General features: G+C 64.7%; 20 protein-coding genes. 14 read left to right on the top strand and 6 right to left on the bottom strand.

Translation table 11 applies throughout. The features are described 5' to 3' along the window. Positions 1–7: 7 nt before the first annotated feature. Positions 8–358 carry a GFA family protein gene (locus KHP60_RS06055; RefSeq protein WP_213562681.1) on the top strand — a complete coding sequence of 117 codons (351 nt, stop codon included), beginning with the start codon at positions 8–10 and terminating at the stop codon, positions 356–358. 214 nt (positions 359–572) lie between these two features. Beyond that, positions 573–3,287: a PAS domain-containing sensor histidine kinase gene (locus tag KHP60_RS06050; RefSeq protein ID WP_213562680.1), complete on the top strand. Its 2,715-nt coding sequence runs from the start codon at positions 573–575 to the stop codon at positions 3,285–3,287. 169 nt (positions 3,288–3,456) lie between these two features. On the opposite strand, the gene KHP60_RS06045 is transcribed toward KHP60_RS06050, so the two are convergent. Then, positions 3,457–3,858: a hypothetical protein gene (locus KHP60_RS06045; protein ID WP_213562679.1), complete on the bottom strand. Its 402-nt coding sequence runs from the start codon at positions 3,856–3,858 to the stop codon at positions 3,457–3,459. 149 nt (positions 3,859–4,007) lie between these two features. Between KHP60_RS06045 and KHP60_RS06040 the strand changes: the two genes are divergently transcribed. The 5 genes from KHP60_RS06040 (at position 4,008) to KHP60_RS06020 (ending at position 10,156) form a co-directional block, all read left to right on the top strand. Further along, positions 4,008–4,832 (top strand): helix-turn-helix domain-containing protein, encoded by an 825-nt coding sequence (locus KHP60_RS06040; protein WP_213562678.1) that lies wholly within the window; start codon positions 4,008–4,010, stop codon positions 4,830–4,832. Positions 4,833–4,970: 138 nt separating this feature from the next. Further along, the gene (locus KHP60_RS06035; protein ID WP_213562677.1) at positions 4,971–6,173 is read left to right on the top strand and encodes a cell wall hydrolase; all 1,203 of its coding nucleotides are present in this window, start codon (positions 4,971–4,973) and stop codon (positions 6,171–6,173) included. 87 nt (positions 6,174–6,260) lie between these two features. Further along, entirely contained in the window at positions 6,261–7,634 is a 1,374-nt protein-coding gene (locus tag KHP60_RS06030; RefSeq protein ID WP_213562676.1) for a M10 family metallopeptidase C-terminal domain-containing protein, read from the top strand. Positions 7,635–7,840: 206 nt separating this feature from the next. Beyond that, on the top strand, positions 7,841–9,082 hold the full coding sequence (locus KHP60_RS06025) for an MFS transporter (RefSeq protein WP_213562675.1): 1,242 nt from the start codon (positions 7,841–7,843) through the stop codon (positions 9,080–9,082). An 84-nt stretch (positions 9,083–9,166) separates the two neighbouring features. Continuing rightward, positions 9,167–10,156, top strand: coding sequence for an MDR family oxidoreductase (locus tag KHP60_RS06020; RefSeq protein ID WP_213562674.1), 990 nt, complete (start codon positions 9,167–9,169; stop codon positions 10,154–10,156). A gap of 126 nt (positions 10,157–10,282) precedes the next feature. Here the strand turns inward: KHP60_RS06020 and KHP60_RS06015 are convergent, their stop codons facing one another. Beyond that, positions 10,283–11,230 carry a LysR family transcriptional regulator gene (locus tag KHP60_RS06015; RefSeq protein ID WP_213562673.1) on the bottom strand — a complete coding sequence of 316 codons (948 nt, stop codon included), beginning with the start codon at positions 11,228–11,230 and terminating at the stop codon, positions 10,283–10,285. A 170-nt stretch (positions 11,231–11,400) separates the two neighbouring features. On the opposite strand from KHP60_RS06015, the gene wrbA reads away from it, so the two are divergent. Continuing rightward, on the top strand, positions 11,401–12,003 hold the full coding sequence (gene wrbA / locus KHP60_RS06010) for an NAD(P)H:quinone oxidoreductase (protein WP_213562672.1): 603 nt from the start codon (positions 11,401–11,403) through the stop codon (positions 12,001–12,003). 72 nt (positions 12,004–12,075) lie between these two features. Here wrbA and KHP60_RS06005 read toward each other — a convergent pair whose 3' ends face one another. Continuing rightward, positions 12,076–13,086 (bottom strand): L-threonylcarbamoyladenylate synthase, encoded by a 1,011-nt coding sequence (locus KHP60_RS06005; protein ID WP_213562671.1) that lies wholly within the window; start codon positions 13,084–13,086, stop codon positions 12,076–12,078. 98 nt (positions 13,087–13,184) lie between these two features. Here KHP60_RS06005 and KHP60_RS06000 point away from each other — a divergent pair, with 98 nt between their 5' ends. From KHP60_RS06000 to KHP60_RS05980, 5 genes are all read left to right on the top strand, one after another. Next, positions 13,185–14,963, top strand: a complete 1,779-nt coding sequence (locus KHP60_RS06000) for an acyl-CoA dehydrogenase (RefSeq protein ID WP_213562670.1) — start codon at positions 13,185–13,187, stop codon at positions 14,961–14,963. A gap of 4 nt (positions 14,964–14,967) precedes the next feature. Further along, on the top strand, positions 14,968–15,819 hold the full coding sequence (locus tag KHP60_RS05995) for an NAD(P)-dependent oxidoreductase (protein ID WP_213562669.1): 852 nt from the start codon (positions 14,968–14,970) through the stop codon (positions 15,817–15,819). Positions 15,820–16,094: 275 nt separating this feature from the next. Beyond that, complete coding sequence (locus KHP60_RS05990; protein ID WP_213562668.1) at positions 16,095–17,090, top strand: magnesium transporter CorA family protein; 996 nt, start codon at positions 16,095–16,097, stop codon at positions 17,088–17,090. A 9-nt stretch (positions 17,091–17,099) separates the two neighbouring features. Next, complete coding sequence (locus KHP60_RS05985; RefSeq protein ID WP_213562667.1) at positions 17,100–17,849, top strand: SOS response-associated peptidase; 750 nt, start codon at positions 17,100–17,102, stop codon at positions 17,847–17,849. A gap of 316 nt (positions 17,850–18,165) precedes the next feature. Beyond that, complete coding sequence (locus tag KHP60_RS05980) at positions 18,166–18,762, top strand: GNAT family N-acetyltransferase (protein WP_249688555.1); 597 nt, start codon at positions 18,166–18,168, stop codon at positions 18,760–18,762. Between the two features lie 121 nt (positions 18,763–18,883). Here KHP60_RS05980 and KHP60_RS05975 read toward each other — a convergent pair whose 3' ends face one another. Both KHP60_RS05975 and KHP60_RS05970 read right to left on the bottom strand, forming a co-directional pair. Then, positions 18,884–20,143, bottom strand: a complete 1,260-nt coding sequence (locus KHP60_RS05975) for a class I SAM-dependent RNA methyltransferase (protein WP_213562665.1) — start codon at positions 20,141–20,143, stop codon at positions 18,884–18,886. Further along, positions 20,136–20,864 (bottom strand): TlyA family RNA methyltransferase, encoded by a 729-nt coding sequence (locus tag KHP60_RS05970; RefSeq protein ID WP_213562664.1) that lies wholly within the window; start codon positions 20,862–20,864, stop codon positions 20,136–20,138. The genes KHP60_RS05975 and KHP60_RS05970 overlap by 8 nt, the downstream gene beginning before the upstream one ends. A gap of 104 nt (positions 20,865–20,968) precedes the next feature. On the opposite strand from KHP60_RS05970, the gene KHP60_RS05965 reads away from it, so the two are divergent. Continuing rightward, a complete protein-coding gene (locus KHP60_RS05965) occupies positions 20,969–21,682 on the top strand; it encodes a superoxide dismutase (RefSeq protein WP_249688554.1) in 714 nt (237 codons plus the stop codon). Positions 21,683–21,735: 53 nt separating this feature from the next. On the opposite strand, the gene dxs is transcribed toward KHP60_RS05965, so the two are convergent. Next, on the bottom strand, positions 21,736–23,676 hold the full coding sequence (gene dxs / locus KHP60_RS05960; protein WP_213562663.1) for a 1-deoxy-D-xylulose-5-phosphate synthase: 1,941 nt from the start codon (positions 23,674–23,676) through the stop codon (positions 21,736–21,738). Positions 23,677–23,719 lie beyond the last annotated feature (43 nt).

Here is a 23,719-nt window from a genome sequence, read left to right as displayed (position 1 = left end):
GGGGAAAATGGCGCTGCACAAGGGTTCATGTCATTGCGGCAAGGTGGCGTACGAGGTTGAAACGGATCTCGAGCAGGCCTTCGAGTGCAATTGTTCCCATTGCAGCCGGAAGGGATATCTCCTGACCTTCGTGCCTCGGGAATCCCTGACCATTCTTCGTGGAGAGGAGAGCCTTTCCACCTATACTTTCAACACGCATACGATCCGGCATCGCTTCTGTGCCATCTGCGGCAGCGCGCCTTTCGGTCTGGGTCAGAAACCCACGGGAGAGGCGACGGCGGCGATCAACATCCGCTGCCTTGAGGATGTGGAGCCGTCCCAGATCAAGGCCATTCCGGTGGACGGCCGGAGTTTCTGACGCGGACCTGCCGGCGCCCAGGGATGGCCGAATCTGACCCAAGGGCAATTGAAACGATATTAAATATCAACTATAATGATCCTTCTCGCTGGGGCGGGCAGCTTTTACTTGGTCAGAACAGAAGGGGCAGGTCGGTGGAAGACCGACGCTGCATCGTCGAAAGCTCAGGATGCCGGACGGTCTAAGTGTTACGAAGGATGACGTCATTCGTGACTTGCGCGGCGCCCATGCTGCAGCCAACGGCTTTGATGCACCCGACGCGTCAAGCTCACAGCTTCTCTCCATCCTTCAGCAAGTCCCTGGATTCTTCTGCTTTCTGCGGTGCCCTGACGATGTCATCGCACTGGCGAACGATGCCTTTCGGCAGCTGACCGGGGGCAGGGACATCGCCAATCGTGCTCTGGAGGAGGTGCCGCTGGCCGGTTGGCCGGGCTTCAAGGAGTGTCTCACCCAGGCTCGTGCCGGCATCGCGCCCTCAGGCCCTCTTCGGGTGACCATCCAATCTCGAGCGGATCCCGAGAGCACGGCCGAGGAGCGGATTGTTGAATTCTCGTTTCAGCCCGTCCGGGGAGGGAGCAGGACCCTTCTCGGAGTCGCCGTTCATGGCAGCGACGTGACCGAGCACGTTCGGCGCGAGCGGGAATTGAGCGTCAGCAACGAGCGAGCGGAGGCCATCCTCGAAGTGCTCGGGGATGGCTTCGTCGCGTTCGATGAGGAATTCCGGGTCGTCAAGCTGAACCCCGCCGCTCTCAAGTATGACGGGCGTCGGGCCGATGAGATCATCGGCAAGATCCAGTGGGACGCGTGGCCCACATCGGCGGGCTCCGCTCTGGAGGCCGCGTATCGAAAGTGCCTCGCGGAACAGGTGCAGGTCTCACTCGAGCGCCGCTATCTCGGCTTCGGAAAGGACCGCTGGCTCGAGCTGCGGGCCTGCCCGGTGCCGGGCGGCATCGTCAGCTTCTATCGGGACATTACTGAGCGTAAGGCTTCGGAGGAGGCGCTGCGTGCCAGCGAGGAACGGTTCAGGGCTCTGGTCGAGGCCGTTCCCCATCAGGTGTGGGAAGCCGGCCCGAACGGATCGGTGGAGTGGTCCAACGGGCGCCTTCCCGAATACCTGGGCATCACTCTCGACAATCTCGCGAACGGCGCATGGGAGCGCATCGTCCATCCGGACGATTATCCGGTTGTGGTTCAGGCCTGGCGGCAGGCTTTGCAGGGCGGGACAGTCTTCGAGAGCGAGATCCGGCTGAGAAGGGCACGCGACAAGGCCTACCGCTGGTTCCTGTCGAAAGCCGTGCCGGTTCGGGATCCCGCCGGGAGCGTCATCCGATGGATCGGCACGAACACCGATATCCATGATCGGAAAAGGGCCGCGGAGGAGCTGGCCCATCTGAACGCCCGCCTGGAAAAGCGCGTCGAGGAAAGCACGCGGGACCGGGACCGCCTCTGGCATCTCTCGACGGACCTCATGCTCGTTGCGGACTTCAAGGGAACGATCATGGCGGCCAATCCGGCGTGGAGCCGCATGCTCGACTGGAAGAACGGCGATCTCGTCCGGGCATCCGTCCTCGATTTCGTTCATCCGGAGGACCAGGTGGACACTCATCAGGCTCTCAGGCGACTTTCCCGCGATCAGACCACGTGCAGCGTCCAGAGCAGGCTTCGCCACCGGGACGGGACTTATCGCTGGATAGCCTGGACGGCCGTGTCGGATGAACATTTCATCCATGCGGTCGGCCGCGACATCACCGCCGAGGAGGAGGCGGCCCAGGCGCTGAAACAGGCCGAGGAAGCCCTGCGGCAATCGCAGAAGATGGAGGCCGTAGGTCAGCTGACCGGCGGAATCGCTCACGACTTCAACAATCTGCTGACCGGCGTGATCGGCAGCCTGGATCTCATCCAGACCCGCATCGCGCAGGGGCGTGCAGGCGATGTGGGACGCTATGTCGAGGCCGCCATGTCCTCCGCGAACCGGGCTGCGGCGCTCACGCATCGCCTTCTTGCATTTTCGAGGCGCCAGCCGCTCGATGCGAAGACCCTCGTGGCGTCGATGGACGAACTGTTCCGGCGCACGGTGCGCGAGACGATCCGGGTCGAGCTGCAGTCCGGCCAGGATCTCTGGCTGACCCTCTGCGATCCCAACCAGCTCGAAAGTGCGCTTCTCAATCTCGTCATCAACGCCCGCGATGCCATGCCGGACGGAGGGTCCATCGTGATCGAGACGGCGAATGTCGAGCTGGATCATGCCTATGCCGCCACGCAGCAGGATGTGAAGCCCGGCCAATATGTTGCGCTGTCGGTGTCCGATACGGGTTCCGGCATGTCCGACGATGTGCTCGCGAGGGTCTTCGAACCGTTTTTCACGACGAAACCGATCGGCCAGGGCACGGGTCTCGGTCTCTCCATGGTATACGGATTCGTCAGGCAATCCGGCGGCCATGTCAGGATCTATTCGGCCATAGGCCAAGGCACGACCGTCAAGATCTTCCTTCCTCGATATCTTGGAGACGCCGAGCCTCAGGGCCCGTCCGCCACGAATGCCGTTGCGGCTCGCCCCAGGGCTCACGAGACCGTGCTCGTGGTCGAGGATGAGCGCGTCGTGCGGGAGCTCATCGTGGAAATGCTCGAGGAGCAGGGATATCGCGTTCTTCAGGCCGAGGATGGGCCGAAGGGGCTCGCGGTTCTCCAAACCGGGCAGCCGCTCGATCTCCTCGTGACCGATGTGGGCCTGCCGGGCCTGAACGGGCGGCAGCTTGCCGATGCGGCACGTGCAGAACAGCCGAATTTGAAGGTGCTCTTCATGACGGGCTACGTGGAGAGCAATCTTCTCTCTGCCGGATTTTTGGGGCCGGGCATGGAAGTCATCGCCAAACCTTTTCCCCTTGAAACCCTCGCGGCCAGGATCGAAGCCATCATTCACGGTTCTTAGAGGCGGCCCGTATCGGGACCCAAGAGCTTGCTGGCCTTGCGCGAGCAAACTGACGCTGTCATGGCCGGCCTTGCGCCGGCCATCCCGATACGGAAAAGCGCGGCGCCTCACACAGCTGAGATCACCGGGACAAGCCCGGTGATGACGTGGGCGGGAAGGGCGGCCGGATTCAGACGGCAACCGCTCGCGACCGGCGCAGTCCGACAAACTGAAACTCCGCGTACATCAGGACGACGAGCGCCTGAGCGATCACGAAGGCATAGCCTGCGCTGGTCGGCGCAACCCAACCGCTGACGAACAGCAGGAGGCTGTCAGCGGCCCAAAGGACATTGCCCAGAACCACCGCCCACCCGATGGGCTTCAGGATTTCCTCGCGCAGGCCGAGCCAGCCGATGAAGGCCGCGTAGGGCAGGAGAACCAGGCCTGCGAGGCGCAGGAGCATCTCCGGCAACCCGAAGACCGCGCTCAATGCTCCGGCGCCGATCAGCATCATGAGGCCGAAGGCCGCGCTGGTGGTGGCATCGGCCACGAGAGCCTGGCGAAGAAGCGGGGAGGATTGGATCGTCATCATGGCTGTCTCCTGTGGTTCGTCGGTTGAGAGCCTCAACCTGGCGTCAAGGATTCCGCAGGCCGTGAGCGCAGTCGATTACCTCCGAGGTCATGGAAGATCGGTCGGCATCAGGCTATGGTCCGCCCATGAAATCCGCGAGCACCCTATCCATGACCCCCGAACGACATGTCGGCGATTTCCTGCGCGAATGGCGCCAGCGCCGTCGCCTCAGCCAAATGGATCTCGCTCTCGAAGCCGAGATCTCCACCCGGCATTTGAGCTTTCTCGAAACCGGCCGCTCGCAGCCGAGCCGCGAGATGGTGCTGCTCCTGGCGGAGAAGCTCGACATGCCCTTACGCGAGCGCAACATCATGCTGGTCTCGGCGGGCTTCGCGCCGGTCTACTCGCAGCGCTCCCTCGACGATCCGGCTCTCGCGAGCATGCGTCAGGCGGTGGATCTCGTGCTGAAAGGGCACGATCCTTATCCTGCACTCGCCGTCGACCGGCACTGGTCGCTCGTATCTGCGAACGATGCTCTCGTGTCGCTCATCGGCGATGTCGATCCGGCGCTGATGAAGCCTCCCGTCAACGTGCTGCGCCTGAGCATCCATCCTGCAGGCCTTGCACGGCGTATCGTGAATTTCACCGAGTGGCGCAATCATCTGGTCCACCGACTGCACCGTCAGGTGGATGCGACGGGCGACGCGGTTCTGGCCAATCTGATCGAGGAGCTCCGCTCCTACCCGACGCCCGATGCGGCCGCGCGGGCGTCCAAGTCGAACCATGATTATGCCGGCATCGTCGTGCCGCTCCAGCTCATGACCGGGGAGGGGGTGCTCACCCTGTTCAGCACGACGACGATCTTCGGGACACCGGTGGACGTGACCCTGTCGGAGCTCGCCATAGAAGCCTTCTTCCCGGCCGATCCCGAGACCGGCCTTGCATTGAGGCGATTGGCCGAGAGGCGTCAGGCTGCCGCAGCAGCGATTACGTAAAGGGAGACCGGCCTTAACCACCCATCAACCTTAACCCGCGATAACTTTACGACATCGGAGCCCTCCTGCTGGATGCTCCGGATTGTTCGAGTTTTTTGCAGGGTGTAGCGCGTGCGTCTTCCGTATCGTCGATCTCGAGTGAAATGGATCTGCGCCACGACGGCTCCCTGGGCGCTGGCGACAGGTCTCCTGATCTCGTTCACGGCTTCGGCCAGCAACGACCTGCATTCCGGCGTGAGCTTCGCGCCGCGCAGCGCGACCGCCCGTCTCGTCGACACCGCGCTCATTCCGCCCACGGGGGCCTCAATCACCGATGGAAAGCTTGGAATCGAACGCGACATCCTTCGTTCCATGCCACGTTACGATCTGCCCGATGAAGCGGCCGCCTCCACGCCCCTCAAGGCCGACCGGAAGGCCGATGCGAGCGCCGATCCCATCGTCGACCGGTCTCTGAAGGGGAACCCGCTGGTGGCGCCGCATGCCACCCTGTCCCGCCGCGCCAAGCAGCTGCGTCCGACCCTCAATCAGGTAGGCAGCGCGCGGCTGCTCTACAGCCGCGACGAGCGGCTCCTGCCGCCCACCGTCCTCATGGAGGGCCAGCTCGAAGCGACGGACACGGAGCAGGTGTTCGAGCCCTGGCAGGCGCCGGAATACACCACGACCCGCCAAGCCACTTCCGTGCAATCGCCGGCGGCCGCCGCAGCAGGCTCCACCGGAGCCGCCGCGAGCCCGACGACGCCCATGGTGAAGCGTGCCATCACCCTGTCCTCGGCGACGCCGGCTCCCGTCGAGGCGACGCCCATCGAGATCGCGGCCGCTCCCGTGTCCCTGCAATCGCCGCGCCTCGACCGCGGTGACATCGACATGTCGATCCTGCCCAAAAGTGACGATCCCGACCGACCGCGCTATGCCGACCTGATCGATCCGGACAACCTGGGCAAGGAGCAGCGCTGCCTCGCCGAGGCCGTCTACTACGAGGCCCGCAGCGAATCCGTGGAGGGACAGGCGGCTGTGGCCCAGGTGGTGCTCAACCGTGTGAAGAGCGGGCTTTATCCCTCGTCGATCTGCGGGGTGGTCTACCAGAACCGTCACCGCCACCTCGCCTGCCAGTTCACCTTCGCCTGCGAAGGCAAGGCCCTGCGCATCCGCGACACCGAGTCGTGGGAGCGCGCCAAGAGTGTCGCGAGCGCCGTGCTCGAGGGCAAGACCTACCTCGCCGACGTGGGCGGAGCGACCCACTACCATGCCGACTATGTCCGCCCGTACTGGGCTCGCCGCCTGAAGAAGATGGACGTGATCGGACGGCACATCTTCTACAAATTGAAGCCTGGCCAGACCTGAGAAAAATTCACCAGGCGTGCGCTCCGGCACTTTGAAAAGCGTAATATTGTACTAAGAACGTTCAGGAGCGATGTTGAAGGCAAAGAAATGGTGGCGAGCATCCGAGGGTCTGTTCCGGGTTCCGGTTATGGCAATGCCTATCTGGATGCCCTCATCTGGGGCGGCTCGGCCTGGAATGCCGCGAGCGGGCCGATCAAGGTCTGGTTCGGCCAAAGCGGAGATTTCGCGACAGCCAATGCCCTTCACGACCCTGGCGATATCCTGACGAGCGGCGCGTCGGCTCAGACGTGGACCGCCGCCGAGAAGTCGGCCTTCGATTATGCGACGCAGGTTTACGAAAGCGTCTGCGGGCTGAAATTCGAACTCGCTGGTTCCGTCGCACAGGCCGATATCGTCTGGTGGAAGACCGCCCTGGGCAGCAACACGCTCGGCCTGCACGAATTGCCGGACAGTGACCAGATCTGGGGGTATTTCGACCCTGCGGTGCCCTCGTGGAGCAGCCTTTATTTCGGCGGCGACGGACTCAACACCGTGCTGCACGAACTGGGCCACGGCATGGGCTTGGCGCATCCACACGATGGCGGGACACGCGAGGACGCAACGACCTTTCCGGGCGTTGCGGATCCCTTTTCAACCGGGCCGAACGGTTTGAACCAGGGCATCTGGACGATCATGTCCTACAACCCTGGATGGGATCGTGTCGGCTATGACATGGCCTACGGCAACCAGGCGGGGCTCGGGGCTTTCGATATCGCCGCGTTGCAGGCTCTCTACGGGAAGAACGTGGAAACCGGCCGGGGAGGCGATGTCTACGCGTTGCCGACCTGGAACCTGAAAGTCGATGAGCGGGGATGGTTCTGCCTCTGGGATGCGGGCGGACGGGATACGATCACCGCAGCGCAGGCATCCGCAGGCGTCCTCATCGATCTGCGCGCCGCGACCCTTCGCCAGGACGACTCCTATGCGGGCGGCTTCGCCTCCTACGAAAAAGGGGTTGCCGGCGGCTACACGATCGCCAATGGCGTGACGATCGAGAACGCCACCGGCGGACGCTTTGCCGACAGGCTTCAAGGCAATTCCGCCGCCAACAGCCTCAAGGGCAACGCCGGGGCCGACACGCTCCTCGGGGATGACGGCAACGACATCCTCCATGGGGGGCAGGCAACGACAAGCTCTATGGCGGCGCGGGCCGGGACGCCTTCGTGTTCGACAGCAAGCCGAGCAAGGCGAGCAATCTCGACCGGATCTACGACATCGATCCGACCTACGATTCGATCCGGCTCGACGACAGGATCTTCACCGAACTGGGTTCGGGCAGTGCGTCCCGTCCGAAGGCGTTCACGGCCGACATGTTCATCAAGGCTTCGAGGGCGCAGGACCGGGAGGACCGGATCGTCTACGACAGGAAGACCGGTGCGCTCTCCTACGATGCGGACGGCACCGGCGCCGCCGCCCCGGTGAAGATCGCCACCCTCGGCAGGAACCTGAAACTCGGACACCAGGATTTCTTCGTCGTCTGAGCCAAGGGTCCGAGGTGAGAAAACCGGGGCCTTCTCGCAGCCATATCCATCACAAAGCGTCATACCAAAGCCTACAAACTTTCAATGTTGCTGATGCGAGACTTCGGTTAGGCTGCGCACCCCTGCTTCCCTCGAAGGGCCGTGAGCATGTCCGCTTCCCCCGCTCAATCCCGCGTCTCGCCGGAACTCATTGTCGTCTGCGGCTGCCTGATCGCCCTGATCACCTTCGGGCCGCGAGCTTCGGCCGGCCTGTTTCAGCTCCCCATGATCACCGAATTCGGCTGGGGCCGGGATACGTTCGGCTTCGCCATCGCGATCCAGAATCTGCTCTGGGGCTTGGGGCAGCCCTTCGCCGGGGCCGTGGCGGACCGATTCGGGGCGTTCCGGGTGCTCTGCGTGGGTGCGCTTCTCTATGCCCTCGGTCTCGTCGTCATGGCTTATGCGACCACGCCGGGCGTTCTGCATATCGGCGCGGGCGTGCTCATCGGCTTCGGTCTGTCCGGCTGCTCGTTCAACCTGGTGCTCGGCGCCTTCGGCAAGCTTCTGCCCGAGAAGTGGCGGCCCATGGCTTTCGGCGCTGGGACGGCGGCAGGCTCCTTCGGCCAGTTCCTGTTCCCGCCCATCGGCAACGTGCTGATTGATTCCTTCGGCTGGCAGCAGGCCCTGCTGGTCTTCGCCGCGAGCGTGCTGCTCGTCATGCCTCTGGCTCTCGCGCTCGCCACGCGGCCGACCGCTGATGCCGCCCAGGCAGGGGCGGCTGCGCTCCCGAACCAATCGATCCGCCAGGCGCTGACGGAGGCGTTCCAGCACCGCTCCTATGTGCTGCTCGTGCTCGGCTTCTTCACCTGCGGCTTCCAGCTCGCCTTCATCACCGTGCACCTGCCGGCCTACCTGAAGGATGCCGGCCTCTCGGCCGCCGTCGGCGGATGGACGCTCGCGGTCATCGGCCTTGCCAATGCGGTCGGCTCCCTCGGCTCGGGCTGGCTCTCCACCCGCATGTCGAAGCGCTGGCTCCTCGCCTGGATCTATCTCGGCCGCTCGGTGGCGATCGCCGCCTTCATCCTGGTCCCGGCCACGCCCCTGACGTCGATCCTGTTCGGCATCTCCATCGGCCTGCTCTGGCTCTCCACCGTGCCGCCCACGTCCTCCCTCGTGATGCTGATGTTCGGCACCCGCTACATGGCCATGCTCTACGGCTTCGCCTTCTTCTCGCACCAGGTCGGAGGCTTCCTCGGCGTGTGGCTCGGCGGGCTGCTCTACGAGATCAATGGCAATTACAGCGCAGTCTGGTGGCTCTCGGTTCTGCTGGGCCTCGCCTCCGCGTTGATCAACCTGCCGATCAAGGAGCAACCGGTCGTGCGCGGACCGGCCCTTCAGCCTGCGGAGTGAGCCAGCCTCTGCTGCGAAGGACTAAGGCCTTCGAGCTTGCCGTGATCCTCCTCCGCGCCACAAATGGGCAGGGGAGGAATCGGCATGAGCACGTTCAAGGCCATTGTCATCGACAGGAACGAATCAGGTCAGAGCGTCGGAATCCGCGCGTTCGACGAGGCGGAGCTCATGGACGGCGACGTGACCGTGCGCGTGTCGCATTCGACGCTGAACTACAAGGACGGTCTCGCGATCACCGGCAAGGCGCCGGTGGTGCGCCGCTTCCCGATGATTCCCGGCGTCGATCTCGTCGGCACCGTGGAAGCCTCCTCAAACCCCGAGTACAAGCCTGGCGACGCGGTGGTGCTCAACGGGTGGGGCTTAGGGGAAACCCATCTCGGCGCCTATGCCGAGAAGGTGCGTGTCAAAGGCGACTGGCTGATCCCGCTGCCGCAGGGTCTGTCGCCGCTTCAGGCCATGGCCATCGGTACGGCGGGCTACACGGCGATGCTCTGTATGATGGCGTTGGAACGCCACGGGCTGCGCCCCGATCGCGGTCCCGCCATCGTCACGGGCGCGGTCGGCGGTGTCGGGTCGGTCGCCGTGGCGCTTCTCGCCGGGGTCGGATGGCATGTGATCGCCTCGACCGGGCGGCCGGAGGAGGCCGATTATCTGAAAGGTCTCGGAGCGGCCGAGATCCTCGACCGCAGCGAACTCGCCGGCCCATCTCGACCGCTCGCAAAGGAGCGCTGGGCGGCGGGCGTCGACACGGTCGGTTCCGCGACGCTTGCCAATGTCCTGTCGATGACGAAGTACGGCGGTGCGATTGCCGCCTGCGGCTTGGCGGGCGGAATGGATCTTCCCACTACGGTCGCGCCGTTCATCCTGCGCAACGTGGCTCTGCTCGGGGTCGACTCGGTGATGGCTCCGAAGTCGCTGCGGATCGAAGCCTGGAGCCGGATCGCCCGCGAACTCGACCACGACAGGCTCGCGGCCATGACCTCGACGATCCCGCTCGATCGGGTACTCGAGGCCGGGCGCGAGATCGTCGAGGGCAGGATCAGGGGCCGCGTCGTGGTGGAGATCGCGGGCTGACAACTCCCCACGTCATGGCCGGGCTTGTCCCGGCCATCCCGCTGCGGAGAAACGCGGCGCTTCATGCATCGGGATCACCGGCACAAGGCCGGTGATGACGCGAGCCGGGATGCTGAGAATCGACAATCAAGCCGCTGGAGCAGGAGCCGCAACTTTCCTCCCGGCCCCCTCGATCCATCTCTTCTGCTTGGCGATCTCAGCCGCCATGAAATCCATGAAGGCGCGCACGCGTGCCGATTGGCGCAGGTCCGGATGGGTCAGGAGCCAGAGGCCCGCCGAGAAATCCTGGTTGATGTCCGACAGTCGGACGAGGTCGGGATTCGAATCCGCGATGAAGCAGGGCAGGGGACCGATGCCGGTTCCGGCCTGAACGGCCTCGGAGAGGCCGAGCACCGTGTTGACCTTGTAGACGACATTCTCCGGCGTCACGTGCTCGCGCACGAAACGGGAGACCTTCATGGTCGCCAGATTGTCGCCGAGCGCGACCCAGTGACGGTCGAACAGGTCGGCGAGGCTGACATCGCCGGGCCCCCGAACAGCGGGAAAATCCGCCACCCGTCCGTAGATCGCCCAGGCAATCGTCGCGACGCGGCGCCCGACCAACGTCTCCGGCGGATCATCGGTCGCGCGGATCGCCACGTCCGCGTCGCGCTTCGACAGATTGAGCGCCTGATTGGCGAGCACCACGTCGAGCCGCATCTCGGGGCAGGCCGTGATGAAGCGCGCGAAGATCGGGGTCAGAAGGTGGACGAGCAGCGTGTCGTTGGTGGTGACCCGCAACTCTCCGGTGGGAGCCACGGCCTGGCCGGCGAGCTTGCGCGTGAAGGTGGTGACGTTCTCGTCCATCTGCTCGGCGAGCGCCGACATCTCTTCGCCGGCAGGCGTGAGGACATATCCCGTCCGGTGACGCTCGAAGAGCTTGACCCCGAGATTGTCTTCCATCTGGCCGAGCCGGCGGAATACCGTCGAATGATTGACGCCAAGCCGCTCGGCGGCACCGGCAAGGCCATGGGCTTCGGCGATGATCTTCACCAGCCTGAAATCGTCCCAGTCGAGATGCTGCTGTTTGGTCATCGGTTTGCATTCGCGCAAGAGAGGTCCTGCAAATCTAACACTGGTTTTGCAGCAGGGAAAGCTTATCCTCCATTTCGCCCAACAACAGCAGGCGACGCTCTTCCGGTCCAAGGCAACACGAGGCCGGAAGCCAGCCGCCCTGCGTTCCATTTCAACCGATCGGAGTTCACATGACCAAGGTTCTGGTTCTGTATTATTCGTCCTGGGGGCACATCGAGCAGATGGCCTATGCCGCCGCCGAAGGTGCCCGCGAGACCGGGGCCGAGGTCGTGGTGAAGCGCGTGCCGGAGCTCGTCCCGACCGAGGTGGCTCAGGCCGCCCATTACAAGACCGACCAGAAGGCTCCCATCGCCACCGTCGAGGAACTGCCTGAATACGACGCGATCATCTTCGGCACACCGACCCGCTACGGCACCATGGCGGCGCAGATGAAGAACTTCCTCGATCAGACGGGCGCTCTGTGGGCGCAGGGGAAGCTGATCGGCAAGGTCGGCTCGGTCTTCACCTCCACGGCCACCCAGCACGGCGGCCAGGAGGCTACCATCCTCACCACGCTGCCGGTGCTCCTGCATCACGGCATGGTGGTCGTCGGCCTGCCTTACTCCTTCCAGGGCCAGATGGGCGTCGACCAGATCCGCGGCGGCTCGCCCTACGGTGCCTCGACCGTCGCGGGCGGCGACGGCTCGCGCCAGCCGAGCGAGATCGACCTCGACGGCGCCCGCTTCCAGGGCCGGCACGTGGCTCAGATCGCCGCGAAGCTCGCCGCGAAGTAGGAACTCCTCACGTCATGGCCGGCCTTGTGCCGGCGATGACATGTTGCGGTTCGATAAAACCCTCAGAGCACATCACCGCTCCGCTGCGGCGCGCCTCAGGCGGTCGTTGATGGCCTCACCCAGGCCGGTTTCCGGCATGGGGCTTACCGCAATGGTCGCGACACCCGACGCGTCGAGCTGCCTGAGATAGGAAAACAGATGAGCGGCGGCCTCCACGAGGTCGCCGTTTTTGCTGAGATTCAGGGTGGCATGCGCCATTTCCGCTCCTGGAAGAGTCTCGGCACCGAATAGGAGCGCGGCCTCGCCAGGCCGGATGTTCGTCGCGTTCAGACGCACCTGAGCGCGCGGCGCGTAATGGGAGGCCAGCATGCCCGGGGCAAGCGGATTGGAGCCTGCCTCCGGTCCGTCCTCAAGCCGCCTTCCAATCAGAGCCTCGATGGCTTCGCGGGGAACGCCGCCGGGCCTGAGCAGGTGGGGCACGCCACCCAGACACGACACGATGGTCGATTCGACGCCGACTTGCGCCGCGCCGCCGTCGAGCACCGCATCGATGCGCCCGTCGAGATCGCCCAGGACATGGTCCGCATCGGTCGGGCTCACGCGGCCCGAGCGGTTGGCCGAGGGTGCTGCCACCGGACGGCCTGTCTGTTCCAGAAGCGCATGGGCGAGGGGATGGGCCGGGACGCGCAGGCCGATGCTGTCGAGGCCGGCCCGGGCGAGATCGGAGATGGTGCAGGTCGGGGCCACGGGCACCACAAGGGTCAGGGGGCCGGGCCAGAGGGCCTCCGCCAGACGCGTCGCCGTCTCGTCGAACATGCCCTGGCTGCGGGCGGTCCGGAAGCTGTCCACATGGGCGATCAGGGGGTTGAAGCTCGGGCGTTCCTTGGCGGCATAGATCCGGGCCACGGCTTCCGCGTCGGTCGCATCGGCACCGAGGCCGTAGACGGTCTCGGTCGGAAACGCCACGAGGCCGCCGCGCCGCAGAATGGTGGCCGCCCGGACAAGGCCCGCCTTATCAGCCGTCAGACGCTCCGTTTGGCCCATTGACCCGTGATCGTTCACGTCTAAACTATCCCTGCCCATTGGGCATTTGCCCATCTGCATTTACCCTTGCCGGGCGGGTTTAACGGCGCGAGAACACGCGTCAACATGAAAAGCCCCGTGTTTGAGAGGAAACGTTGATGACCTACCGCGCGCCTGTCCCGGACATCGTGTTTACCATGCGGCATGTGGCGGGCCTTGACCGCGCCGTGGCCGACGGGGTCTACGGCGACCTGTCCGCCGATCTGGCCGAGACCATCCTGGGGGAGGCGGGCCGCTTCGCCAATGACGTCATTGCGCCCCTCAACCGGGAAGGCGACCGGGTTGGCGCGACCTTCAAGGATGGCGTGGTGACCACAGCGCCGGGCTGGAAAGAAACTTACAAAGCCTGGACCGACGCGGGATGGAACGCACTGCCCGGTCCGGTGGAATACGGCGGCCAGGGCCTGCCGACGCTGCTCAATTCTGCCTGTGTCGAGATGTGGAACTCGGCCTCCATGGCCTTCGGCATCGGCCCCGTCCTGACCATGGGCGCCATCGAGGCGCTCGCCTCCCATGCTTCGGACGACCTGAAGAGCCGCTATCTCGAAAAGCTCGTCTCCGGCGAATGGACCGCCACCATGAACCTCACCGAGCCGCAGGCGGGTTCCGATCTCGCGGCGATCCGCTCCCGTGCCGAGCCTGCGGGCGACGGCACCTATCGGATCACGGGCCAGAAGATCTTCATCACCTACGGCGAGCACGATCTCACCGACAACATCGTCCACCTCGTGCTTGCGCGCTTGCCTGACGCGCCGGCCGGCACGCGCGGCATCTCGCTCTTCCTGGTGCCGAAATTCCTGCCCGACGGCACGCGCAACGACGTGCGCTGCCATTCCATCGAGCACAAGCTCGGCATCCATGCCTCCCCCACCTGCACCATGATCTTCGGCGACAGCGGCGGCGCCGTCGGCTGGCTCGTCGGCGAAGAGAACCGCGGCCTCGCCTGCATGTTCACGATGATGAACAACGCCCGCCTCGCAGTCGGCCTGCAGGGCGTGGCGATTGCCGAGCGCGCCTATCAGCAGGCGCTGGGCTACGCCAACGAGCGCAGGCAGGGCCGTGCCATCGGGGCCGCGGAGGGCATGAGCCCGATTGCCGTTCATCCGGACGTGCAGCGCAACCTGCTCACCATGAAGGCGCTGACCGCTTCGGCGCGGGCGATCTGCTACATGACGGCGGAAGCCATCGATCGCGCGCATCTCGAAGAGGATCCGGCGCGCCGGAAGAAGGCCAACGAGCGTGCCTCCCTTTTGACCCCCGTGGCGAAAGCCTTTTCGACCGATATCGGCATGGAGGTGGCCTCATTGGGCGTGCAGGTCCATGGCGGCATGGGCTTCATCGAGGAGACGGGCGCCGCGCAGCATTTCCGCGATGCGCGCATCGCCCCGATCTACGAGGGCACCAACGGCATCCAGGCCATCGATCTCGTGATCCGCAAGCTGCCGCTCTCGGGCGGCGAGACGGTGCGGGCGCAGATCGCTTCCATGCGCGCTACCGTGACGCGCCTGCTGAAGGAGAGCACGCCCGCCTTCGGGGCCACCGCACCGCGCCTGCGCGATGCCATCGAGAGCCTCGACCGGGCGACCGGCTACCTGCTGCAGGCGGTTTCGTCCAATGCGCAGAGCGAGGCGCTGGCCGGGGCAACGCCCTATTTAAGGCTCTTCGCGCTGGCGCAGGGCGGGGCGGCTCTGGCCGAGATGGCGCTGGCGGCCAACGCGCAGGCGGCCGCGGGCGATGCGGATCCGGCCCATACGGGCCGCATCGCGCTCTGCCGCTTCTTTGCCGAGAACATCGCCGTGGGGGCGAAAGGCCTGGAGGAAACGGTGATGGGCGGTGCAGGCTTCCTGCAGGATGCAACCCTGGCGCTGGCGAGCTGATCCCATGAGTCTCAAAGGTAAAACACTCTTCATCACCGGCGCCTCGCGCGGCATCGGCCTTGCCATCGGTCTTCGCGCCGCGAGGGACGGTGCCAACGTGGTCATTGCCGCGAAGACCGCCGAGCCCCATCCGAAGCTGCCCGGCACGATCTACACGGCGGCGGAAGAAATCGAGGCGGTAGGCGGCAAGGCCCTGCCGCTCGTGGTCGACGTGCGCGACGAGGAGGCGGTGAAAGGCGCGATCGAAAAAACGGTCGCGACCTTCGGCGGTCTCGACATCGTGGTCAACAACGCGAGCGCCATCAGCCTCACGCCGACGCCGCAGACCGACATGAAGCGCTTCGATCTGATGCACCAGATCAACACGCGCGGCACCTACATGGTCTCCAAATACGCCATTCCGCATCTGGAAAAGGCCGAGAATCCGCACATCCTCATGCTCTCGCCGCCTCTCGACATGAGCGAGAAGTGGTTTGCGCCGCATCTGGCCTATTCGCTGGCCAAATATGGCATGAGCATCTGCGTCCTGGGTCTCGCCGGCGAGCTGCGGGGCAGGGCGATTGCCGTCAACGCGCTGTGGCCGCGCACGACCATTGCCACCAGCGCAGTCAGGAACCTGCTCGGCGGCGACGCGCTCGCGCAAGCAAGCCGGACGCCGGAGATCCTGTCCGATGCGGCCTATGCGGTCTTCCAGAAACCTTCGAAGAGCTTCTCGGGCCATTTCCTCATCGACGATGTCTTCCTGCATGGCGAGGGCGTAACCGATTTCGAGAAGTACCGGGTCGACCCGAGCCAGCCCCTCGCTCCCGATTTCTTCGTGCCAGACGACACGCCGCCCCTGTCATCCTTGCGTTGAGTGGACCGGCTTCACTTCGGCCGGGAATGAAACCTTCCCCCGTCATGGCCGGCCTTGTGCCGGCCATCCCGCTTCTGTGAAGCGCCGCGCTCAACGGATTGAGATCGCCGGCACGAGTCCGGTGATGCCGTGGCGGATGGTGCCCCCGCCGTAGGTCGGTCGTCGATTCCCTTTCCGTCCGCTGTGCTCCGACCGGGAATGACACGGAGGTCTTGTGGGATTACAAGACCTGCATCGACCTGAAATGGCATGACTTCCAAGGGGCGGAAACGCGTATGATTGTGATCCACAGGCCGGCGCAGGTGACGAGACCGATGGGGGAGTCCCTCGACCGAACCGTTCTCCCGCCGGGCGAGCCGATCCCGCATGACGCCCTGTGGATCGACCTGATCGATCCGACCAAGGAGGAGGACAGGCTTGTCGAGGGGCATCTCAACATCCAGATCCCGACCAAGGAGGAGATGGCCGACATCGAGCCCTCCGAAATCCTCTATCACGAGAACAACGCGCGCTACATGACCGCGCGCGTCCTGTGCAGTTCGGATACGGACAATCCGAAGCTCATCGACGTCTCGTTCATTCTCACGGAGCGGGCGCTGGTGACTGTGCGCTATGGCGAGCCGCGCTCCTTCAGCATGTTCATGGCCCGCGCCGTGAAGCCGGGCGGATGCCGGCATCAGCCCGAAGCCGTGCTCGACGGTCTGCTCGAAACCATCATCGACCGCGCGGCCGAGATTCTCGGAACCGTCGGGACACGCATCGACCGCCTCTCGCAGGCGATCTTCGAGAACGAGAAGCAAGGTGCGCGCCGGGCGGCGTCCTATCGCGTTGCTCTGAGATCCATCGGCCGCAAGGGCGACATCATCTCCAACGTGCGCGAGAGCATGGTATCGGTGGAACGCATGCTGCTCTTCCTGTCCGCCAGCATGCCGCGACCGCAGAAGACGGCGGGCTACCAGTCGGAATGGCGCACTGCGTTGCGCGACGTGCAATCCATCGAGGAGCACGCGACCTTTCTCTCGAGCAAGGTTCAGTTCCTGCTCGATGCAACGCTCGGCTTCGTCACCATGGAGCAGAACGACATCATCAAGATCTTCTCGGTCATGTCGGTGATCTTCCTGCCCCCGACCCTGGTGTCGTCGCTCTACGGCATGAATTTCAAGCTCATGCCGGAACTCGAATGGGAGTTCGGCTACCTCTGGGCGATCACTCTGATGGTGCTCGCGGCCGTGCTGCCCTATCTCTTCTTCCGCTGGAAGCGGTGGCTTTAGGAGAGTGCCATGTGCGGGCGTTATGCGATCACGCTCCCTCCCGAGTCCTATCGGGACTTCTTCGGATATCCCGAGCAGCCGAACTTTCCGCCGCGCTACAACGTGGCGCCCACGCAGCCCGTGCCGATCGTGCTGGAAGACCGGGGCGAGCGGCATTTCATGCTGGTGCGCTGGGGGTTCGTTCCGTCCTGGGTGAAGGACCCGAAGGAATTTCCGCTCGTCATCAACGCACGTGGCGAGACTCTGGAAACCAAGCCGACCTTCAAGGCAGCCTTGAAGCGCCGGCGCTGCATCTTTCTCGCCGACGGATTTTATGAATGGCGGCGCGAGGGACGGGAGAAGACGCCGTTCCTGATTCGCCCGCGCAGCCGCAAGCCCATGCCGCTGGCGGGCCTGTGGGAGACCTACAGCAGTCCGGACGGCGGCGAAATCGACACCGCGGCCATCGTGACGACGGACGCCAACGGCACCCTCTCGGCCGTGCATGACCGCATGCCGGTCATCCTTTCAGAGGACGACATCGCCGCATGGCTCGACGTGCGCGACGAGCGCGCCGACGTGATGCGCCTGGTCCGCCCCTGTCCCGACGACTGGCTCGACCTGGTGCCGGTCTCAAGCCGCGTGAACAAGGTCGAGAATGACGACCCAGGCCTGATGGAGCCGCTCGCCCGGCCGGAGCCGGCACCGGTCAAGGAGAAGAAGCCGAAAGCGAAGAAGCCGCTCTCCAGCGACGAGGACGAGCAGGGCAGCTTGTTCTAGGCAGGGTGCATCGCCTCCCTTCACATCGTCATGGGCGCCTGCGGGCTTGATCCGGGAATCGGTTCCGGCCTCGTGCCGGTGATGACGTGTGGTAGAGTATAACCGGGGCAGATCGGGGGCGAGATGCCTCTGGTTGGACATGCGCTCAGACACACCGGATACTCGTCTCATGCGTGATAAGGTGTTTCCCGGTTGATCTTTGACTGTTGTCTTGATGGAGAGACCGATGCCAGGCCAGGCGAATACATCTGGGAACCTATCCTCGCCTGAGACTCGGACGAGCGACCTGAACAGAGGCGCGTCCCGCAAATCCACTTTGGCGGATGCTGCTGGAGAGATTGACGTCAAGACGGCAGGCATCGGCGATCAGTCCCGCCTCGTCGCTGCGATCGTTCTCGCTTTCAGTGTGGACCCTGCCGCTCGCTGGACCTATCCGGCCCCTGAGAGCTATCTGAAGCACTTCCCTGATCTTGTCCGGATCTTTGGGCGCAGGGCCTTTGAGTCCGGCACGGCCCATTTCATCGACGATGCCCAAGCCGCCGCGTTGTGGCTGCCACCGGGCGTGCAGCCTGACGAAGAGGCTTTGATGGCCCACTTTCAGCGCACCGTCCCAGAGCAGGACCAGGACACCCTGTTCGCCGTGTTCGAGCAGATGGGGCAGTATCATCCCGATGAGCCGCACTGGTACTTGCCATTGATCGGAGTTGATCCGGCCCAGCAGGGCGAGGGGTACGGCTCAGCCCTGTTGGTGCATGCTCTCAGGCGTTGTGACGAGGACGGAACGCCGGCCTACTTGGAATCTTCGAACCCCAAGAACATCCCGCTCTACCAGCGGCATGGTTTCGAGGTACTGGGGACCATCCAGGTTGGGAGCTCGCCGCCGATCACCCCCATGCTCCGTCACGCCGGTTGAGAGCCGCGCCTCAACGGCGCGTTCGCACTCCTCGTTTCTGTATGTGCTGAATCACTCCTTGGCGGCTGTTGCCATCTGTAAAGCATAGTATTTGGAATCTATGCCCCGTCCTAGTCACATCCTATGTGCGACGCGACAACTTCTTCGCCATATCCCGCCTCAGGATTCCGACCACTTCAAGATGCGGCGAGTGCTTGAACTGGTCGACGGGGATCACGCGCTCGAGACGGTAGCCGCTGCCGATCAGGATGGCGGCGTCGCGGGCGAAGGTGGCGGCATCGCAGGAGACGCTGACGACGAGCGGGACTTTCGACGCGGCGAGCTGCTTCGCCTGCGCCTCGGCGCCCGCGCGGGGTGGATCGAGCACGACGGCGTCGAAGGCGTTGAGTTCAGGCGTCAGCAGCGGCCGGCGGAAGAGGTCGCGCGCCTCGGTCGTGACCCGACGCAGCCCAGGCGTCGCGCGCACGGCCTTGTCGAGGGCCACCATCGAGCCCTTGTCGAATTCGACGGCATGCACATCCGACTTCTCCGCAAGCCGCAATGAAAAGGGGCCCGTTCCGGCAAAGAGGTCGGCGATACGCTTGGCGCGCGCGCAGGCTCCGGTGACGAAGCCGGCAAGGGTCTCTTCGCCGAGCTTGGTCGCCTGCAGGAACGAACCTGCGGGCGGGACGACGGCAGCGCGGCCCATGACGATCGCGGGAGGACGCCGCTCCACGATCACGTCACCGTGGATCGACAGGCGCGAGAGATCGAGGCCGGCTGCGAGATCGATGAGGCGAAGACGGTCCGGATCCTTCAGGGGGCCATAGCCGCGGACATCCACGTCGAAGCCGGTCTGCGTTGCCGTGATCTGAATGTCGAGCGGCTTGCGGGGGCCCTTCAGATGCTCGCCGACGGCGCGTGCGATGGCCGGCGCCTGCTCCTTCAATGCGGGCTCCGTGATGGGGCAGAAGGCGATCTCGACGATCTGGTGGCTGCGCGGGGCCATGAAGCCCACCTGCATGGCGCGATCCGGAAAACGCACGTGCAGCGTGACGCGCCGGCGCCCATCGCCATGGGCGTCGATAAGGGGCTCGACGGGCGCCTCGATCCGCGCCTGCCTCAGGGTATGGACGAGTGTCTCCTGCTTCCATGCCTGGTAGAAGCCGTGTTTCATGTGCTGCGTCGCGCAGCCGCCGCATTCGTCGAAATACGGGCAGAACGGCGTCTCGCGCTCGGGCGAGGCCACATCGACGCTGACGAGGCGTGCATGCGATCCGTCGCGCTCGATGCTCACGGTCTCGCCCGGCAGGACCTTCGGCACGAAGACGGGTCCGGAAGATGTGTCGGCGATTCCGTCGCCCTTTGCGCCGAGGCGCCTGATCGTTACCTGTTCAGCCACGGCGGGCTCCCAACAAAAATTCGCGATTGCCGTCCCCGCCTTCGATCGGCGAGGGGACGAGCCCGATGATGGAAAAGCCGAGCGAGGCGACGAAGGCCGTCATGTCCTCGCACACGGCACGGTGTACGGCCTCGTCGCGCACGATACCCTTCTTGACGTGATCACGGCCGGCCTCGAACTGCGGCTTCACGAGGAGGGCGAGTTCCGCCCGGGGCTTCAGCAGGGCGATGACAGGAGGCAGAACGAGTTTGAGCGAAATGAAGCTCACATCCGAGACGAGGAGATCGGCGGCTCGCGGGATGAGATCAGAATTCAGCGAGCGGGCATCCGTGCCCTCGAAATTCGTCACCCGCGCATTGCCGACGATGGTCGGGTGCAGCTGGCCATGCCCGACATCCACCGCATAGACATGCGCCGCGCCCCGCGTGAGCAATACCTCGGTAAACCCTCCGGTCGAGGCGCCGACATCGAGGCAGATCTTGTCTCTCGGGTCGATATGGAACGCCTCGAGCGCCGCTGCCAGCTTCACGCCGCCGCGGGACACATAGGGATGCGGCTGCTCGGCCGTGATGACGGCCTCCTCGGGAACCGCATCGGACGCCTTGCGGATGACGGCCCCGTTCACGGTCACGAGGCCGGCGGCTATGGCCTCCTGCGCCCGGGCACGGCTTGCGAAGAAGCCGCGCTCGACAAGAACCACATCGGCGCGCTTGCGGGTCATTGGAGCCTCAATTCCATCGGCATTCACGATCTCTTCATGGGCCAGAACCAAGTCCTGCCCTAGAATATCTCCGTTCTCGATTCCTACAGGCCAACGGAGGTCCCATGCTCAGCCGTCGACATCTTCTGACAGGTGCAACCCTGCTGGCCGCCAGCGCTGCCATTCCCCGCGCCTGGGCGCAAGCCCCGACGGGGCCCTTCAAGCTTGATCCCCTGCCTTATGCGCCCTCCAAGAACGAGCCGCATATCGATGCCCAGACCATGGAGATCCACCATGGCAAGCACCATGCCGCCTATGTCAACAATCTCAACACGGCCCTGGGCCAGAATGCCGAGGTGGCCAAGATGCCGCTCCAGGACATGCTGGCGAACCTGAACAAGGTCCCTGAGTCGATTCGCACAGCCGTGCGCAACAATGGCGGGGGGCACGCCAACCATACCATGTTCTGGCAGATCATGGGCGGGTCGGGCGGCGAGCCTTCGGGCGATCTGAAGGCGGCCGTCGACCGGGATCTCGGTGGATTTCAGAAATTCCAGGAGGATTTCAACGCCGCCGGGGCGCGGCAGTTCGGCTCCGGCTGGGTTTTCGTGACCGTCTCCCGCGACGGTAAGCTCGCCCTCGTGACGAGGCCGAACCAGGACACGCCCCTCATGGACGGTCAGCGGGTCCTGATGGGCAACGACGTGTGGGAGCACGCCTACTACCTGAAATACCAGAACCGCCGCCCGGATTATCTCAAGGCCTGGTGGAACGTGCTTGACTGGAACCGGATCGGCCAGCGTTATGCCGCCGCCAAGGCGGGGACGCTGACGGTTTAAGTCTATGTCATCACCGGCCTTGTGCCGGTGATGACGGAGTGGGAACTGGTCCGTTAAGCCCTGACCTTGCGGGTTTCTTCCTGCCCCAATGCCTCGAACACCTTGGTCACGATGCCCGCGGAATCGAGCCCGGCCTTGGCGTACATGCGCTCGGGCTTGTCCTGGTCCTGGTAGATGTCGGGCAGGACCATGGAACGCACCTTGAGGCTGCCGCGGTCGAGCGCGCCCTTGTCGGCGAGAAGCTGCAGCACGTACGAGCCGAAGCCGCCGACCGAGCCTTCCTCAACGGTCACGAGAACCTCGTGGTCGCGGGCAAGCCGCAGGATCAGCTCCTCGTCGAGCGGCTTGGCGAAGCGGGCATCCGCCACGGTGGTGGAGAGGCCGCGAGCCTCCAGCTCCTCCGCCGCCTTCAGAGCTTCGGACAGGCGGGTGCCGAGAGACAGGATCGCAATGCGGCTGCCCTCCTTGACGATCCGGCCCTTGCCGATGACAAGCGGGATGCCCTTCTCGGGCATGTCGATGCCCACACCCTCTCCGCGCGGATAACGGAAGGCGATAGGGCCTGAATCGTAAGCCGCGGCGGTCGCCACCATATGGACCAGCTCCGCTTCGTCGGCGGCCGCCATCACCACCATGTTGGGCAGGCAGCCGAGATAGGCGACGTCGAAGGAGCCGGCATGGGTCGGCCCGTCGGCGCCCACGAGGCCGGCCCGGTCGAGGGCGAAGCGCACGGGCAGATTCTGGATCGCCACGTCGTGCACCACCTGGTCGTAGGCGCGCTGCAGGAAGGTGGAATAGATGGCGCAGAAGGGCTTGTAGCCTTCCGTCGCCATGCCGGCCGCGAAGGTCACGGCGTGCTGCTCGGCGATGCCCACGTCGAAGGTCCGGGCGGGGAATTCCTTGCCGAAGAGGTCGATGCCCGTCCCCGATGGCATGGCGGCCGTGACGGCGACGATCTTGTCGTCCTGGCGTGCTTCCTTGATCAGGCTCTCGCCGAAGACCTTGGTGTAGGAGGGGGCGTTGGCCTTGGCCTTCGTCTGCGCGCCCGTCACCACGTCGAAGGTGACGACGCCGTGGTACTTGTCGGCCGCCGCCTCCGCGGGCGCGTAGCCCTTGCCCTTCTTCGTGACCACATGGACCAGGACCGGGCCGGTCTCGGTGTCGCGGACGTTCTTCAGGATCGGCAGCAGGTGATCGAGGTTGTGCCCGTCGATGGGACCGACATAGTAGAAGCCCAGTTCCTCGAACATGGTGCCGCCGGTCCAGAAGCCGCGGGCGAATTCCTCGGCGCGCTGCGCCTTCTCGTAGATGAATTTCGGCAGCTTCTTCGCCAGCTGCTTGGCCGTCTCGCGGATGCCGCGATAGGTGCCGCCGGACACGAGGCGGGCGAGATAGGACGACATGGCGCCGGTGGGCGGCGCGATCGACATGTCGTTGTCGTTGAGAATGACGATGAGGCGCGAATGCATGGCCCCGGCGTTGTTCATGGCCTCATAGGCCATGCCGGCCGACATGGCCCCATCGCCGATCACGGCGATCACGTTGTTGCGTTTGCCGTCGAGATCCCGCGCCACGGCCATGCCGAGGCCGGCCGAGATCGACGTGGAGGAATGGGCCGCGCCGAAGGGGTCGTATTCGCTCTCCGAACGCTTGGTGAAGCCCGACAGGCCGCCCGCCTGGCGCAAGGTCCGGATCCGATCCCGACGGCCCGTGAGGATCTTGTGCGGATAGGCTTGGTGGCCCACGTCCCAGATCAGCCGGTCACCTGGGGTGTCGAACACGTAATGCAGCGCCACCGTCAGCTCGACCACGCCCAGGCCTGCGCCGAGATGCCCGCCGGTGACGGACACGGCGCTGATCATCTCGGTCCGCACCTCGTCTGCCACCTGCCGGAGCTGGTTTTCGGGCAGACGACGCAGATCGTCCGGGGTCTTGAGGGTGTCGAGGAGCGGTGTGGACAACGTTATACTCGCCAAGCTTCGGCCAGCGGCCATCTCAAGGAGATAAGGTCAGGGAGGACCTTGGTCAAACGCGACA

It is taken from the genome of Microvirga sp. 3-52 (genome assembly GCF_018383585.1).
Taxonomy (GTDB): domain Bacteria; phylum Pseudomonadota; class Alphaproteobacteria; order Rhizobiales; family Beijerinckiaceae; genus Microvirga.
Note: the sequence above shows the minus strand (reverse complement) of the source record. Positions and strands in the feature narration are given on the sequence as shown.